Raw genomic sequence first — 16,381 nt, 5'->3', positions numbered from 1 at the left:
CGTGCAAAGGCTGATTTTCTTTTTTTATAGTATCGATTTTCAAGCTTCAGCCATCACAATGTGATAAGGCCATGGTTGTTTCAACAAAGGTCTTGAACTTCAAAACGGCAGGTGACATATATCCAGTCGATCTCCAGACCATGCTGATTACCCTTACACTTTGTGGATTCTTTATCCGGATCATTGAAATTTTTTCCTTATCCAAGCCAGGAATGAATGGTATGATGGCAACGCCGAACTTGGCCCCGACAAGTCCTGCCACCGTTCTCTCTTCCAATCCCTCAAACGCTTTCTTTGGGTGAAACCCGGCTTTGTGGCAAATCTCCTCAATGACATCACGAATAGCCGTTTCAGGCTTGAACAGCACAAATGAATCATGGGCTACCTCGCTTAAATCGACTTCTTTCCTCCCAGCAAGTCGATGGTCATGGGGGACTATTAAAAATAATTCATCCCTCACAATTGGCAGTGAGCTAACATTTTCAAGGGGTTCCTGCGGGGAGCAAAAGCCGATGTCAATTTCAGTGGATGCTAATCGATCCAAAATCTCACTTGTTGTGTGCTGATACAATTGAAATGCCATTTTTGGCGCTTCTTGACGAAAGTCACTAATCAATTCTGGTACGAAGCTGGATCCAAGCGTTTGAATGAACGCCAATGAAACCGTCCCATTCAGCGGATTGTTCAAGTCGTTGATTTCCTGTGTTGCTGCATGTATTTCTAACAAGGCTTGATTTGTATGTTGAAGAAATATTTTTCCGTATTTGTTCAATTCCACTCCATGACTTTTTCGTTCAAAAAGCGGAACGCCGATTTCTTGTTCAAGCCGAGAGATCGAACGACTCAAGGCTGGCTGGGAAAGATCTAATGTAACGGATGCCCTTGAAAAGTTTTTAACAGCAGCCAATGTCTGAAAATATTTTAATTGTTGAAAATCCATAAACAAGTATCCTCCTAAAACAACTGGTATTACAATCATGCATGGAATCCATAAAAAAGACAATTAGCTTGCATAGTCTGCCGGGAGTATAATGATAGTATAACGGTACACTATAAATTGTTAGGTACTTCATTTACTGAAAGTCATCAAAAGGAGCCATCGTATGAGAGAAGTACATGCAACATTGCCATCTCTTTTTAAACAGGCAATGAGTGTCAATAGAAAGCCATTTCCTTGGGTAAAAGCATTCTGTGCGGGGCTGGCTTCAGCCTTGCCGGTTTTTATCGGATTATGGTTTGGCCATTTCGAATATGGGTTGTTAGCTGGGATGGGGGGATTCACCTATCTTTACGTTTTCAATATCCCCTATGCTCAAAACGCTAAAAAGCTATTTTTCGTTGTCCTTGGCATGACTTTTGTTTCAGCTCTTGGAACGCTTGCTGCACCTTACCCGCTTGCAACGGCCATCTTGATGGGATTGATAGGGGCTGCCGCCATTTTTATTTTTGGAGCATTCCGAATTCCAGGTCCATCGGCCATTTTTTTCGTTTTAGTCTTCGCCATGACAACGGGTATGCCCGTTCATCCAGAACTTGCCCCATTGCGGGCCGGTCTCGTTTTTTTAGGCGGTGCATTATCCTGGCTCATTGCAATGAGCGGTTGGATATTTCATCCTCATGGGCCAGAAGCAGGTGTAGTGAAAAGAGCGTATGCAGAACTTGCAACATTTGTTGATTCTGTTGGTACGGAGAAATTCAACGAGTCTAAGAATTGCGTCATGTCCGTTTTAAAAGAGGCGGAAGAAACACTTGCAGCAGGGTATATTCCTTGGCGGGAAACGGAATTATTTAAACGACTGTATGTATATAATGACCATGCAAACAGGATATTCTTATATATACTCGAAAATTTTTCAGAGGACCATCCGAAATTACCAGCAGAACTGGGGCAAACGATTCGGGAACTGGCGTTTAAGCTCGATGATAAGGGTAAGCAGGTTTATAAAAAAATTCTTCAGCCAGAAGAAATGAATGATAAGGTTGCAGCGTTATTCGTAAAAATATATGATGCTGACGCAATCATGCTTGAAGCAACATTAAAAAATAAAGTGATACAAGTCTCCAAGCCATCACTGAAGATGGTTATTGGCGGGGCATTTGACAAAAATTCGATTGTATTCGTTTCTGCATTGCGATTCTGTGCCGTAACGATCATTGCCGCGATCATTGCCTATCAGTTTCATTTAGCCCGTTCCTATTGGGTGCCATTATCATGTGTAGCAGTGATGTCCGGATCGACCATTGTGACAACCTATCACCGGTCCATTCAAAGAGGACTGGGTACGATTGCAGGCATTTTAATTGCCAGCCTCATTCTTGCCGCGCAGCCATATGGATACATCATAGCTTTGTTCATTCTGCTGCTGACGTTTATAACGGAGCTTTTTATTGTGAAAAATTACGGGCTGGCCACACTATTCTTCACACCGAATGCGTTACTCATGGCTGAAAGCACAAGTCAGGGAGGCTTCAGTTTTTCTTATTTTGCATCAGCTAGATTAATGGATGTCCTGATCGGAAGTGCCATTGGCTTAATCGGCGTATGGCTGATCGGGAGAAAATCTGCATCCAGCCGCCTGCCTCATTTGCTCACTAAAACCATCCGTAGTCAAGCGCAATTTATACTGCTCCTTTTTTCTGACAACGGGACAGGAGTTATTGTTGACGATAAGAGTGAAATAAAAAAAATGCAAACAAACATCATTCATTTAAAAACACTTTATACTACCGCAGCAGGGGAGATCCCAGTCAACCAAAAGGCATTGGATTATTATTGGCCGGTGGTTTTTTCAATCGAGCGATTAGGGTATTTATTGGAGAATTGCTCCAAGGTCGAAAAGCGTCCAATCCTTTCAGAGGAAACGCTTGCCCGAATCCTTTATGTTTTTGAAACGATGGCCAATACTGCCGGACGAAAACAATCGCCGTCGATTAAGCATGTTCCCGAAATAGAATCGTTTTCAAGCATACAGAATGAGATCATGTACTTGCAAAAGTCCCTTCACCTGCAGTCATAACATGTGTGATGAGAGTAGAAGGGGGAAAGGGTGGGTATAGGTATATAGTACAAGTTAATGAGTGCAGGGAAAAGGGAAATACAGTTGGATGCAGGCTAATAGAAAAGGAGATGGAATCAATGTCAAACGTTAAAGTAGCAGTGATCTTTTACAGTATGGGCGGAACCAATTTCCAATTAGCAAAGTGGGCTGAAGAAGGAGCAAAAGAAGCCGGAGCTGAAGTGAAGGTATTCAAAGTACAGGAATTAGCCCCTCAATCGGCTATCGAAGGGAATGAAGCTTGGAAGGCTACTGTCGAAGCAACAAAAGATATACCGGTAGCGTCCTCGGCAGATATTGAATGGGCAGATGCGATCATCTTCAGTGTCCCGACGCGGTTCGGGAATATGGCATCACAAATGAAGCAGTTCCTTGATACCCAAGGCGGACTTTGGGCAAGCGGCAAGACAGTGAATAAAGTCGTCAGTGCCATGACTTCAGCACAAAACCCGCATGGTGGGCAAGAAGCTACCTTGCTATCGCTATACACCTCCATGATGCACTGGGGTGCTATCATTGTCCCTCCTGGTTACACCGATCCCGTCCTATTTGGTGCAGGGGGAAACCCATATGGAACAAGCGTAACGGTCGGACAAGATGGCAAAATGATCGAAGACGTTACAGACGCTGTAAAACATCAAGCCAAACGTACAGTCACCGTTGCGGAATGGGTCAAAAAAGGAAATCAATAATCAAAATATCATGAACCAACCCCCGGATGGCGGGCACACCGAAAATAGTGCCCAGTCTCTGGGGTTTTTTGTGTGAATAGCTACAGCATGAATTTTCCATAAGAATGAAGCTTATGCTTATGGAACCTAAAGAGGCAGTATATCAAAAGTATACAAGCTGCATATTAATCATGAGGTGGAATGTATGAGGTACATCATTCTATTAATGCTGGTCATGGTTCATTTTATTAATGACGGGTCAAGTGAGACAACAGTATTTGCTGATTCCAAATTGATTATTTCAACATCCCAAGAAGCCAACGTTTTTTTATATGCTAATAGTATAGATAGAAAATATGGCATGTACAGAGGTTTTGATATGAAGATTGATGGGGAAACAAGATATTTTCCTTATTGGGTGAATGTAACCAATCCTTCATATGCCCCAAGAATCTTATACAAGGACTTAAATCAAGATAACAGGAAGGATTTAATTATTGTATTAACAAAGGGTTATGGCACAGAGGTACTGGATAATGAAGTCCATGTGTTAAATAAAACCCAAACCAGTAAAGGTGAGATTTATGAAGAGGTTCTAGTAGACAATCCCGTGGCGATTATTTTTAAAAATGTTAAAACAAAACTAACCCAACATGAAGCTGTAGTGTCGATTGGCGATACGAAAACGGTAATGAATATTGAAAACCTTCATATCCCCCAAGACCATTTGTTTGATGCGCTTGCTTTTGGAAGCATTGTTAAATTTGATGTGGCTGATGGTCATTTGGTGGCTTCTGTAGGTGGTCAAATTACTCCTGCCATGTTTATTGGTACGATTGAAATTACCTATGAATATAAAGAGAAAATGTATCAAGCAAAGAAGATTGAGTTTAAAACAAATTCGAGGCATTGATTTCAAGGCTGCCATTTTGGCAGTTTTTTCTATTAGAACGATCAAGACCGACTAAAGAAGGAAATTGCAGATGATCGAGCGAAGTAGTTAGGATAAGAATACCTTTAAGGATGTTTAAATTGAATAATAGTATAAAAATTAAAGCACTTAAATATCCTGATTTTCTTCATTATGAAGGGGAAGGCGAACTGCTTTTCCACAACGCTGATTATCTTGGCATGCCATCAAATTGCACGAACCAAAACATAAATGGCTTCCGTTCTTAACATGAACGGGCGCTTACCTTCTTTAATGGGAGCTGATCGGCAGCTCCTTTCTTTATGATTAACAAAACAGTTTAGCTGAACGTGGATGTATGGCAAAGGGGTGGGATGATGAATGACAAATTATTCACGAACCGGCAGTTTCTTATTGTTTGGCTGGGGAATGTTATTTCTGAATTAGGAGGTGCTTTCGGCACTTTTTGTAACTCGATTCTGATCTATCAGCTTACAAATTCGACGATGGCACTGGGGAGCATGTGGCTTTTGTATTTCTTGCCATCCCTTATCCTGCAATTGCTCATTGGTCCATTTATTGATAAATGGAGCCGGAAGTGGTTAATGATCGTTTCTCAATGGACTAGGGGGGTGATTTTCCTGATTCCGCTTGTTTCCTTAGCGATGGGAAGCCTCGAGCCTTGGCATATTTTCGCTGTCCAAATCATAACAGGCTTAATCACCCCTATCTATACACCTGCCAATCAAGCCATTACACCCACGATCATCCCTAAAGACCAATTAAGGGCTGCTAATGCTTATATCGAAGGCACAGTCAGGCTAATGACATTCTCCGCGCCAATTTTAGGCGGGGTCGTCATAGAGCAAGCAGGTGTTATGCCAACACTGATTTTTGTTTGTACGGTGCTTATCGTAAGCGGAATTCTGTTGCTTTTTATCCACGAGGTAAGGACGCTTCAGCATGTACGGAAGTCCTGGCTGGAACAATTTAGTGAAGGAATATCTTATTTCTTTAAACAACCGGTTATGGTTTGGTTAGGAATCTTTTTGGCCTTTGTTCAATTGGGAGTGGGGGTGACAATGGTAGTGAATCTTCCTTATATCACAAAGGAATTATCGGGCAGTTATGCAGAGTATGGATATTTTATGGCAAGCTTCCCATTAGGCTATGTAATCGGTTCGATGGTTGTCGGGAAAATCAATCATAAAAGTCGCAGGGGTGTAATGCTGGGAGCCTTGGTCATAGGGGGCTTAACATTCATTTCGTTAGGGTTTAACCAAAGCATTGCTTTTGCGTTAATCACCGAAACAATTGCCGGGGTGGCAATGGCGTTTTTTGGTGTCCATAACAGGACCATTTTTCAACAAACCGTGCCAAATCAATTAATGGGCAAGGTTTCCTCTGTCCGTCTTTTCATTATCCGGGGTGTAATGCCATTGGGAGTGCTTGCAGGCAGTTTTTTGAGTGAAACTTGGGGGATACGGCCTCTATACATGGTAATAGGCTTCATGATTAGTGCGGTATCTTTGCTGGGACTGCTCCACCCTTACTTTAAGATCATCGATCATGCTTACATAGGTGAAAACATGCCGAATTCTCGAAATCTATAAGGATACACACAAAAGGGAGTTGCCTGTCTGTACTAAAGCGACCATTCAAGAAATCAAACGTCCCTGGAGATCATAAAAGCAAGCAACTGACGCTGCCATTTTGGCAGTTTTTTTATCCTCCTTTCCGCCAGATCATAAGTCATATATCAATTTCCTGAATAAGCAGCTAGACTAACAGCCAAATTAAGAACATTAGAATACAGTGATACAAATGAGGGTCTTATATGAACCAAGCTACTATCAATGTTAAGTATAAGGTATCGCCGTTTTATGTGTTTTTCATTATGCATGGCATGCAAACGGGATTAGGAGCGTTGAGCTTTCAAAGGGAATTGGCGAAGTTCACAGGAACCGATGGCTGGATCTCCATACTTCTCGCAGGGCTGCTCATTCATCTATTGATTTGGCTCATTTATAAGATTTTCGAAATGGTTCCGGGTGATATTGTATACGCCAACCATCATGTGTTTGGCAAGTGGATCGGCAATTTCTTCAGTTTGTTGTTCATACTGTACTTTTTTATTCTGGGAATGACAATCATCGTCGGATATATACGTGTCATCCATGTGTGGATGTTTGATGATGTTCCTTCGTGGGCATTGGCTTCGGTGTTCCTCATCCTCATTTATTACGTAATTTCCGGCGGATTCCGAACGGTTACAGGCATCACCTTTATTACAGTGATCGTTTCCTATTGGCTTTTATTCTTTCCTTTCTATGGGATTAGATATTCGGACTTCACGGGAGTGCTTCCTATATTCGATCATTCCTTCCTGGACATCTTGAAAGGAACCAGAAGCATCTCCTTGACGCTGCTTGGTTTTGAAATGCTATTGATGTATTATCCGTTCATAAAAAAAGCTGAAACCTCGCAGAAGTTTGCTCATGGAGGGGCATTGACCACTACCATACTGGCTTTATTGGTCTATTTCGTTTCGATCGCCTTTTATCCGCTCAAGCTGCTGACGCTTACCCTATGGCCAACCTTAACCCTGACCAGCATCATTGAATTGCCCTTCATTCAGCGGTTCGAGTACATAACCATCTCTTGGTGGGCCATCATTCTCATCCCCAACATGGTCATTCCGCTGTGGGCTGCCAGCAGGGGCTTCAAGCGCGTCTTCAATGTCCAGCAAAAATATCCTTTGTGGATCATGTCCATCATCATCATCATCGTCAATATCCTTTATTACGATATCGATTTATTGTATGTACTAAACAAAATAATCAATCCATACAGCGTCAGCTTCATTGTTGTATACCTGCCGCTGTTATTTGTAATCTTAAAGGCAAAAAAATTAAAGAAACGCTTTTAAAAGGAGAATGCCTTTAGCTAGGATGAGACGATTGGTCATATAAGGTCAATTTTATTCATACCCTTTCTAAAATGATTGAATCATAAGGAGGTAAGATGAATAAATTCCGACCATTGATGTGGATCGTGCTAACAACCATCATTATAACGTTAGTAGTGCCATCTATCTTAGTGCTTTCATTTTCAACCAGCCCCAAAAAGCATATTGATGCATCAACCAAGCAGGATTATGCCCAAGCAACGAACAGGAAAGATCGTCCTGATAAAAAATCGGCTGAACCATCCATCGACGTTGCCGTTTATAGGACAATGACTAAAGAAATTGAGCATATTCCTTTGGAAGAATACGTTGCAGGTGTTGTGGCATCCGAAATGCCCGTTTCGTTTGATATGGAGGCTTTAAAGGCTCAATCTTTAGTAGCAAGGACTTTTCTGGTAAAACAAATGCTTTCTAATTCCAACATTAATGTACCAAAAGGTTCGGATATAACCGATAATTTTCAATTCCACCAAGTCTTTAAAAACAAGAAAGAGCTGGCTGCTGAATGGGGAAAGGAATATCAATCAAATCTATCTAAAGTTCAGAAAGCCGTCGCAGCCACAAAAGGGCAAATTATTACCTATGATGAGAAACCAATTGATGCTTCCTTCTTTTCAACCAGTAATGGATTTACCGAGAATTCCGAGGATTATTGGGGAAACAAAACGCCCTATTTGAAAAGCGTTGATAGTCCTTGGGATCTGCAATCTCCTAAATTTCAACATCAGACGATCATCCAGGTAGCAAAATTTGAAGAGTTGCTGGGCACAACATTGAATGATGATGTTGATATCGGGAATGTTCTTGCAAAATCTGAAGGAAATCGAATCAAGCTTATTGAAATCAACGATAAGAAATATAGCGGAAAAACGATCAGAGATAAGCTGAACCTTAATTCTTCAGATTTTACCTTTAAAAGGGAAGGGGAACAGGTTATTATCCATACGAAGGGCAATGGTCATGGGGTAGGTATGAGTCAATATGGTGCTAACGGATTGGCACAAGAGGGCAAGAATTATCAGGATATCGTCCATCATTATTACCAGGATGTTACCATTTCTTCTGTTGAGCCCTTTATAAACAACATGTATGTGAAAAAGTAAAAAAATCGTCAATGATTTGGCTGTTCTTTTTCTTATCGCATATAAGCAGGTTTATGGAGGAATCGTCGTTCAACAAAATCATGAAAGATAAAGAGGATCGTAAAGTGGCAAGAGGGAAGAGAAAGGAAAAAAAGGGTTTTTTCGATCTTGACCTTCATTCCAAAAATGATCATTCGTTTGGTCAAGAATTTATTTGTAAATTATTGAGACTGAGGCATTTCCGGTTATAATGACTAATGGTAAAATAAGTGAGAGGTGATGATGTTGAAAGGTCAAAAACGTTACAAATCTGACTTTATGATTTCCTTCCTTTTTCTTGTTTTTGGTCTTGTTTTTATCACGATCTTCACCAATCCCTTGCCTTCGATCATATTATTCGGTTACTTTTTTCTGCATTATTTCATAAGTGCCCTCAATCGCCTTCTTCAATATAAGGGACTGAGCGGATTAAACAAATAAAAAATACAGAACAGTTCACGGTTGTTCTGTCTCCCTATTGAGGAGGGGCTGCAGATGCGGCCTTTTTTTATGGTCTGAAAAACAAGTAAAAGCATGCATCTCATTCCAATAAAAAAGCACCCACTCAAGTGGATGCCTAACTTCGTGATCATTTTAGATTTTCGTGGTAAATTTTAGCGGAGAGCATGATTTCTTCAGGTATATCCTTGAACCATTCAAAAGGCGAGTAGTTTGCGATTGCGCATGTTGGTTCAGAATCTGATGGAGTTTTGCAAATGCTCAATTGGGTGATATCATCCGCGGTAATGACAGGTCCCTTATCAAGGATCCTGTTATCCTTGTATGTTTTCACAAGGAACTCAAATGCATGATAGGCTTCATTTTCGGTTTCATAATCAAAAGAATGATGTTCCCCATTTTCCATGATTTCCAAAACGTATAACGTTCTATTTTTAACCTCCACGTACTCACCTCCTGTTTTAAGAATATATATTCAACAAAAGGAGATAATTTCCTCCAAAATGAAAAGCATCCACTGGATGGATGCTTTTCATTTCATGATTGAACCCTTAAAGGTCCGAGAGGTTGATGGATAGGATCGATTCCATATAATATCCTTTTTGTATGACGGCTTTGATCGTAAAATGGCCGTTGATCCGCTTCCGCACCCTGTAGAGGAGTGAGGCGATTTCTTCAGCTGATACCATTTGCTCGGGATCGCCGTCTCTTTCGGGCCATACATGCAGGACGATCATTTCCTTTGAAATGAGGTTGTCCAAGTTCTCATGAAGCAGCTTAAAGCAATTGAACTCCTTCGTCGGCATTTTAATGGGCGCTTCCTCATTGATGGTCACGGTTTGAAGATGTTCATTGATGATGACCGTTCGCTGCATTTCTGGATTCAATGGCGTGAAATCCCTTGTTAAATCGTTGTCGATCGAAATCATGAATTCAATTAAGCCGTTAATCAAAGTGATGACATCGCCCGGTTCAATGGGGCAGGGCTGACCAGGGACTAGCCGCACCTGGTTCACGGAGGTTCCGTGCTTGCTTGCCAAATCCTCGATGAAAAGCTTTCCCTCCAATAGATAAATCCGGCAATGCTCCCTGGAAACGAAGTCATTATAAAGCCTGAAATCAGCTTTGGAGTGCTGGCTTGCACGTCCAATCAACAAGCTTTTCCCTTCATATACATAGGCGAATTCCTCGGTTTGACCTTTATGCAAGGCTCTCAGGACAACCTTGAACGTTTTATTGAACATTTCCTTCATTTCCCCTTAAAAAACTGAATATTCATTTTATTTTCATGAACTTATCATTTTGGCTACATGGCTAATTCATGGCGGCAATCCTATAATTATAAATTATCAGACGCATACATCCTAACGAAAAATTGATGAAAAGTAAAATTAGGCACGAAGGCACCCCAGTAAATAAACGCTGTTGAAGCGGGAAAGAACGATTTGCCCCATGAAAAGTGAAACAGCGACTTGTTTCATTCAGGCAGCCGTGAGGATGGTTCTGCGTCCAAAACGCAAACAAAAAGGAGTTGACCAAAGATGAGTATGTGGAGAGATAAAATCAATGCCTACAGCATCCTGCTGATGATCGCAAGCATGATGGTTTACATCATTTACCCCCAGCCCCTTACCCTCAGTCTGTACTGCATATTTGGCATTGCCTTCATCACCTTGGCTATTCTGAATTGAGGATAGCAGGGGATGACGTTGAAATTAATGCCGGAAGTGACATCGGTTAAAAATAATAAGTTCAGGCCTACCGGATCAACGGTGGGTTTTTTTATGGTAATTACTTTTTAGTTAAACAAAATTTCTGTCTTTTAACTCACCCTTAACTAGTACTATTATCACTTAAAATATATGTTTTTTAATTAAATTTATTTAAATTTAATATAATATACCTAATATTGAGGTTAATATGGTATAATTATCATAAAATGGTAGGGAGTGATAAAAGTGAGATATATTGTAAGGATATCGGCATATAGTATGCTTGCGGTTGCTATTTTCTTGTCTAGTAATTTTATTTCAGGAAACATTAATCAAGCCTCCGCAGCAACGAAATCTACAAGTAATTACCAACAGTATTATTCTTGGGTTGGAGTGAAGATTTTTAAAACCGGAGTCTTAGGGTGGTATGATTCTAATGGAAAAAAAGTTACTAAGCATAATAAAGTATCTCAACAGCACAGTACAGGTGTAGCCTGGTCATTTAGTAATACTCAGTCATATTGGACTTCCACAATTAATACCACACAAGCTAAAGCTTATTCTCAGGCAAAGTTTGTTCTGGGGATATCTTCTAGTAGTTTCTCGATTGGACTTCAGAGTACGACAAAAGGTATAACTGCTACTGGAAAACCATAATGAATTTAGTTAAACTCTATGGACAATTTTTGTTAGATTAAAATCATTAATCTACATAAGTTGTCCTATTAATATTAAAAAAGAGGATGATTATGAAGACAATAGAATTAATAAATTTAAGTAAAGAATATAAAAATACTAGGGCATTAAATGATATAAACTTGGAAATAAACAAAGGAAGGATTGTAGGATTATTAGGAAAAAATGGTGCCGGTAAAACAACACTAAATAAACTAATTACTGGACTTATTTTCCCTTCAGCTGGATCAATTAAAGTTTTAGGTGAAGTTCCAAAAGGTGGGCAAAAGAAAATCGGCTTTTTATCAGAAAATATTGCCCTATATCCAAATCTAAGTGCTAGAGAAAACTTGGAAATCTCCATATTACAAGAAGGTAAATCCCCTAAATATGATCAAATTTCAAAAATATTAAAAACTGTTTCAATTCAAGATACAAGAAAGAAAGCTAATGATTTTTCTTTAGGTATGAAGAGAAGATTACAGGTAGCCATGACTGTATTAGCTAATGATAGAGAGCTTCTTATACTAGATGAACCAACAAATGGATTAGATTTAGATGGAGTTTTATGGTTGAAAAATATGATCCTAGAATTAAAAAATCAAGGGAAAACCATTTTACTTTCCAGTCATTCGATTCTTCAAATGGAGGATGTTTTAACTGACTATATTATTCTAAAAAAGGGGATACTTGCTGACAGTGGAGAAATGGCAACTCTAAATGAAGGGATACTTAATATTGAAATAAGGGTTGAAGATATTGAAAAAGGAAAAAATGCACTCGAAAAAAAAGGCTATTTGTATAACCAACATGGTAATTTGTTAGTGATTCCGGTGAAAGTAGATTATATGCATTACTTATTAGTACTAAATGAAGAAGGCATATATCCTAGTTCGTACAATTTAAAAAAGAAATCACTAGTAGATAGATTCCATCAGTATGCTGGTGGTGATAATGGTGATTAGTAAGAAAGTAAAAGGTGAAATTTTAAAACTGAAAAGAGCAACAGAACCCCTCTTTATCATTTGTGTATTTGTTGTTTTTTTCTTACTTATGTTTTTCCAGAAAGCATTTAATAGTGAATCGGGATATTACACACCAGAGTTATTGTCTATACAATATATGACTTCGTTTAATTTATTACTTTTATCATTGGTAGGTTTTATTCCTGGGGCAGTTTTAGGTGCTTGTATCTCAGGAATTGATTATAAGCACAATACAAATGTTTATGTGATTGTAAATGTGGGCAGAATCCAATCTGTATTTATTAAAATAAAAACATTGTTTTTAGGTACAATGTGCTTAGTATTATTTATGACCTTCCTTGGAGTGTTGGAGGGATTATTTGTAGGTAATCAGCGGGCTTTTTATATGGATTGGAAAACGCTTTTTCTGCAACTGATTTGCTGTTATAGTATTCTTTTGTGTTCATCCATGGTAGGTTTTTTAGGAGCTACATTAACTAAAAGAGTATATGGTGGTATTCTAATTGCAATAGTCTTTCCTATATTGCTCGAAAGAATATCCATCTATATACCGATTCTGAAATATTTTACTTTGAATGAATATTATGCGTCCTTAATAGGTTATTCATTTAAGAATATGACAAGTGATCCTCAAGTCCAATTTAGTCATTCAACTTGGATTTCTTATGGAAGTAGTGTGTTAATAATTACGGCCATAATCTTATCCATGTTAATTATTCATATAATAATTGTTGTAAAAAGAGACTTTAAGGCATAGGGGATATTAATATGAAAAAAATAATAATAGTAATAGGTGGTATCTTGCTAATTGGTCTAATCTTGATAAATATTTTATCTGAAGATATGGGAAATATGACTACGGATGGGATTGAAATTAATACAACATATTTAAAAGACTCTGAATATTTAGTAGCGGATTTGAGTATCTCTGGTAATCTTCGTAAAGAGAAAACGCTTGATATAAAAACTTTATTAAAAGAAAAAAATACTATTTCAATAAAGAACAATCAATCTAGGAGTGAAATAGAATGTATAGTAATTAACTCAAACGGAAAAAAGGTATTCTCTGAAAAAATAAAAGGAAATGCAATTCGTGCATTTCAATCTTTGTCAGGAGAAGGAAACATTAAATTAGTTTTAAATAGTGGACAACAAAATACTAGGATTATTATTAATGGGGATGAGCTTAATAATGAATAACTGGTTAAAAGCAGAATCCATAAAAATAAAGAATAATATTCTGCTTTGGATTAGTCTAGGTCTAACCTTTTTATTTATGATTTATATCGTTTTTGATCCATTTCCATATGTTGAATTAAAGATATCTAGTTATCTCAGTTCAGTTTTTTTATTGTCACTTACAGTTTTTGGTACAATATCGTTTGTTATTTTAGGAGCATTTCTTAGTTATCAGGAGTACTCATGGAATACTTTACATTTGCTTATAGGTTTTTATAGTAGAGTTAAGTTTTTATACTATAAATCGTTATACATTTTACTATTCAGTTTTCTCATAACAGTTTTGACTACTTTTCTTAGTATAGTAGTGCACCTTTATGTAGGAGCGCCTGGACAAATATTTAGTGTTCAGATTATTACACAAATTTTCGTAGTTAGTCTAATTTGTTTTTTTTGGGGAGAACTAGCGTTTGTTCTTTCTCTTATAACTAAAAATGTTATGTATAGCGTATTGATGGTATTCTTTCTTAGTTTTTTTGAACCCGCAATATATAGTCACGTTAATGAAGGTTTACTTAAATATTTTATTGTCTTTAATCAAAAGGGTGTTTTAGCGATAACCTTTTCAAACTTAGTTGAAGGAAGTTATATCATTGTCCCAGATTTAAATTACCCTTCATTAACTTGGAGCATCTTTTTTCAATTAGGTTGTATTGGTGCTATTCTTTTTATTGCTTATCAGTATATAAAGAAATGTTCAATACCTAGTTAATTATTTGGGCACCTATAATGGGAGAAATCTTGCATTAAAAAGTGAAATCAGCGAATGGTGATTTCACTTTTTGGTTTTAGATAAGGTCTAATAGAGTGTCTTTTTAAATATAAATCCAACTGTGTTAAATTTACATACTTTTGTCTGGAATTTCAAGAAGAAACCTAAATTAAATCAAATAATAGTAAACTAAATGAATTTGCTGAACCGCAGAGAGTGGCCAACGACATTCACCCATACTTAAAAAGAGCCATTTTCATATGGAAACGGTATAATAAATTGGCAGAAGCAGACATTAAAAATGACTGCATTCTTTGGTTTTAAGTATGGTATATAGCTGAAATGATGAGAGAACGAGCATTCATACAAAATGACAAAACGAGAAAAGGAGAAGCCATGACTAAGAGTAATGAAGCAGGATGGAATTTAGACAATAGCTATGCCCGTCTTCCGGAAAAGTTTTTCACGAGCACGAATTCGACTCCTGTAAGCTCACCCGAGTTGGTCATCCTCAATGAACCGTTGGCGTTATCGCTTGGGTTGGACGTGGAAGCATTGAAAAGCGAAGCTGGCGTGGCGGTGTTTGCCGGAAACGAGGCACCTGAAGGCGGATCGCCTCTTGCTCAAGCGTATGCGGGGCACCAGTTCGGGCATTTTAACATGTTGGGTGACGGCCGGGCCATACTGCTAGGCGAGCAGATCCCTCCTCAAGGCGGGAGGGTCGATATCCAGCTGAAGGGTCCGGGAAGAACGCCGTATTCGCGCGGGGGAGATGGGCGTGCGGCACTGGGGCCGATGCTGCGGGAGTATATCATCAGCGAGGCGATGCATGCACTTGGCATTCCGACGACCCGAAGTCTGGCAGTGGTGACGACCGGTGAATCGATCATTCGGGAAACTAGGCTGCCCGGGGCCATCATGACCCGTGTCGCTGCGAGTCATCTCCGTGTCGGGACCTTTCAGTTCGCCGCGAAATGGGGCACGGTCGAGGAACTTCGGGCGCTTGCTGATTATGCGATTGAGCGTCATTATCCAGACATTGAAGCAGCGGAGAACCGGTATCTTTCACTGTTCGAGGAAGTGGTCGGCCGTCAGGCTAAGCTTATTGCCCAATGGCAGCTGGTAGGCTTCATTCATGGGGTGATGAACACCGACAACATGACGATCAGCGGTGAGACGATCGATTATGGCCCATGCGCCTTCATGGATGCATATGACCCTGCTACCGTTTTCAGCTCGATCGACACCCAAGGCCGCTACGCCTATGGCAATCAGCCGGTGATTGGCGGCTGGAATCTTGCGCGGTTCGCAGAATCCCTATTGCCGTTGCTGCATGAGGATCTGGACGAGGCTGTCAAGCTCGCCCAGGAGAAGCTTTCAGCTTTCAATGAGCGACATCACACCCATTGGCTGGCTGGGATGCGAGCGAAACTGGGGCTGTACAATGAAGAAACACAGGATGAAGCCTTAATCAATGGGCTCCTCAGCATGATGAAGAAGCATGGCGCTGATTATACGAATACATTCCGCGCTTTAACGTTTGATACAATGGAGGAAACGGTCCTTTTCGGTGCACCGGAATTCGTTCAGTGGCATGAGCTATGGAAGGCGAGACTGGGCAGGCAGCAGGAATCGAAAGACTCGGCAATCCAGCTGATGCAAAGCAGCAACCCGGCGGTGATCCCGCGGAATCACCGGGTCGAAGAGGCCCTCGCCGCTGCCGTGGAAAATGGAGATTACAGTGTGATGGATCGGCTTATGGAGGCTCTTTCAACCCCTTATGAGCACTCCGCCAAGCAAGCCGAATACACCACACTCCCTGTATCAACAACGCCTTACCGGACCTATTGCGGAACATGATAGAAGATGAAG

Annotated in this window: 16 protein-coding genes; 13 read left to right on the top strand and 3 right to left on the bottom strand. The window is 39.7% G+C overall.

Annotation, left to right across the window (positions count from 1 at the left end; translation table 11 throughout):
- Positions 1–46: 46 nt before the first annotated feature.
- Positions 47–940, bottom strand: coding sequence for a LysR family transcriptional regulator (locus QNI08_RS10570; RefSeq protein ID WP_285767383.1), 894 nt, complete (start codon positions 938–940; stop codon positions 47–49).
- Positions 941–1,103: 163 nt separating this feature from the next.
- On the opposite strand from QNI08_RS10570, the gene QNI08_RS10565 reads away from it, so the two are divergent.
- From QNI08_RS10565 to spoIID, 6 genes are all read left to right on the top strand, one after another.
- Positions 1,104–3,017 (top strand): FUSC family protein, encoded by a 1,914-nt coding sequence (locus QNI08_RS10565; protein WP_285767382.1) that lies wholly within the window; start codon positions 1,104–1,106, stop codon positions 3,015–3,017.
- A gap of 119 nt (positions 3,018–3,136) precedes the next feature.
- On the top strand, positions 3,137–3,748 hold the full coding sequence (gene wrbA, locus QNI08_RS10560; protein ID WP_285767381.1) for an NAD(P)H:quinone oxidoreductase: 612 nt from the start codon (positions 3,137–3,139) through the stop codon (positions 3,746–3,748).
- A gap of 184 nt (positions 3,749–3,932) precedes the next feature.
- Complete coding sequence (locus tag QNI08_RS10555; protein ID WP_285767380.1) at positions 3,933–4,640, top strand: hypothetical protein; 708 nt, start codon at positions 3,933–3,935, stop codon at positions 4,638–4,640.
- Positions 4,641–5,014: 374 nt separating this feature from the next.
- Positions 5,015–6,250, top strand: a complete 1,236-nt coding sequence (locus QNI08_RS10550) for an MFS transporter (protein WP_285767507.1) — start codon at positions 5,015–5,017, stop codon at positions 6,248–6,250.
- A 224-nt stretch (positions 6,251–6,474) separates the two neighbouring features.
- Positions 6,475–7,566, top strand: coding sequence for a GerAB/ArcD/ProY family transporter (locus QNI08_RS10545; protein WP_285767379.1), 1,092 nt, complete (start codon positions 6,475–6,477; stop codon positions 7,564–7,566).
- Positions 7,567–7,661: 95 nt separating this feature from the next.
- Positions 7,662–8,708: a stage II sporulation protein D gene (spoIID, locus tag QNI08_RS10540; RefSeq protein ID WP_285767378.1), complete on the top strand. Its 1,047-nt coding sequence runs from the start codon at positions 7,662–7,664 to the stop codon at positions 8,706–8,708.
- 607 nt (positions 8,709–9,315) lie between these two features.
- On the opposite strand, the gene QNI08_RS10535 is transcribed toward spoIID, so the two are convergent.
- Together QNI08_RS10535 and QNI08_RS10530 are read right to left on the bottom strand one after the other, a co-directional pair.
- Positions 9,316–9,630: a hypothetical protein gene (locus QNI08_RS10535; protein ID WP_285767377.1), complete on the bottom strand. Its 315-nt coding sequence runs from the start codon at positions 9,628–9,630 to the stop codon at positions 9,316–9,318.
- A gap of 106 nt (positions 9,631–9,736) precedes the next feature.
- A complete protein-coding gene (locus QNI08_RS10530) occupies positions 9,737–10,429 on the bottom strand; it encodes an FHA domain-containing protein (protein WP_285767376.1) in 693 nt (230 codons plus the stop codon).
- A gap of 297 nt (positions 10,430–10,726) precedes the next feature.
- Here QNI08_RS10530 and QNI08_RS10525 point away from each other — a divergent pair, with 297 nt between their 5' ends.
- The 7 genes from QNI08_RS10525 (at position 10,727) to QNI08_RS10495 (ending at position 16,369) form a co-directional block, all read left to right on the top strand.
- Positions 10,727–10,876, top strand: coding sequence for a hypothetical protein (locus QNI08_RS10525; RefSeq protein WP_285767375.1), 150 nt, complete (start codon positions 10,727–10,729; stop codon positions 10,874–10,876).
- Between the two features lie 267 nt (positions 10,877–11,143).
- Positions 11,144–11,554 (top strand): hypothetical protein, encoded by a 411-nt coding sequence (locus QNI08_RS10520; protein ID WP_285767374.1) that lies wholly within the window; start codon positions 11,144–11,146, stop codon positions 11,552–11,554.
- A gap of 92 nt (positions 11,555–11,646) precedes the next feature.
- Positions 11,647–12,537, top strand: a complete 891-nt coding sequence (locus tag QNI08_RS10515; RefSeq protein WP_285767373.1) for an ABC transporter ATP-binding protein — start codon at positions 11,647–11,649, stop codon at positions 12,535–12,537.
- Positions 12,527–13,315: a hypothetical protein gene (locus QNI08_RS10510; protein WP_285767372.1), complete on the top strand. Its 789-nt coding sequence runs from the start codon at positions 12,527–12,529 to the stop codon at positions 13,313–13,315. The genes QNI08_RS10515 and QNI08_RS10510 overlap by 11 nt, the downstream gene beginning before the upstream one ends.
- Before the next feature lie 11 nt (positions 13,316–13,326).
- Positions 13,327–13,758, top strand: coding sequence for a hypothetical protein (locus QNI08_RS10505; RefSeq protein ID WP_285767371.1), 432 nt, complete (start codon positions 13,327–13,329; stop codon positions 13,756–13,758).
- Positions 13,751–14,509 (top strand): ABC transporter permease, encoded by a 759-nt coding sequence (locus QNI08_RS10500; RefSeq protein ID WP_285767370.1) that lies wholly within the window; start codon positions 13,751–13,753, stop codon positions 14,507–14,509. The genes QNI08_RS10505 and QNI08_RS10500 overlap by 8 nt, the downstream gene beginning before the upstream one ends.
- A gap of 396 nt (positions 14,510–14,905) precedes the next feature.
- A complete protein-coding gene (locus tag QNI08_RS10495) occupies positions 14,906–16,369 on the top strand; it encodes a protein adenylyltransferase SelO (RefSeq protein ID WP_285767369.1) in 1,464 nt (487 codons plus the stop codon).
- Positions 16,370–16,381: the final 12 nt, after the last annotated feature.

The sequence above is a fragment of the Peribacillus folii genome, assembly GCF_030271255.1.
In the GTDB taxonomy this organism is placed as follows: Bacteria; Bacillota; Bacilli; order Bacillales; family DSM-1321; genus Peribacillus.
This window is presented reverse-complemented; position numbering and strand designations above follow the sequence as displayed.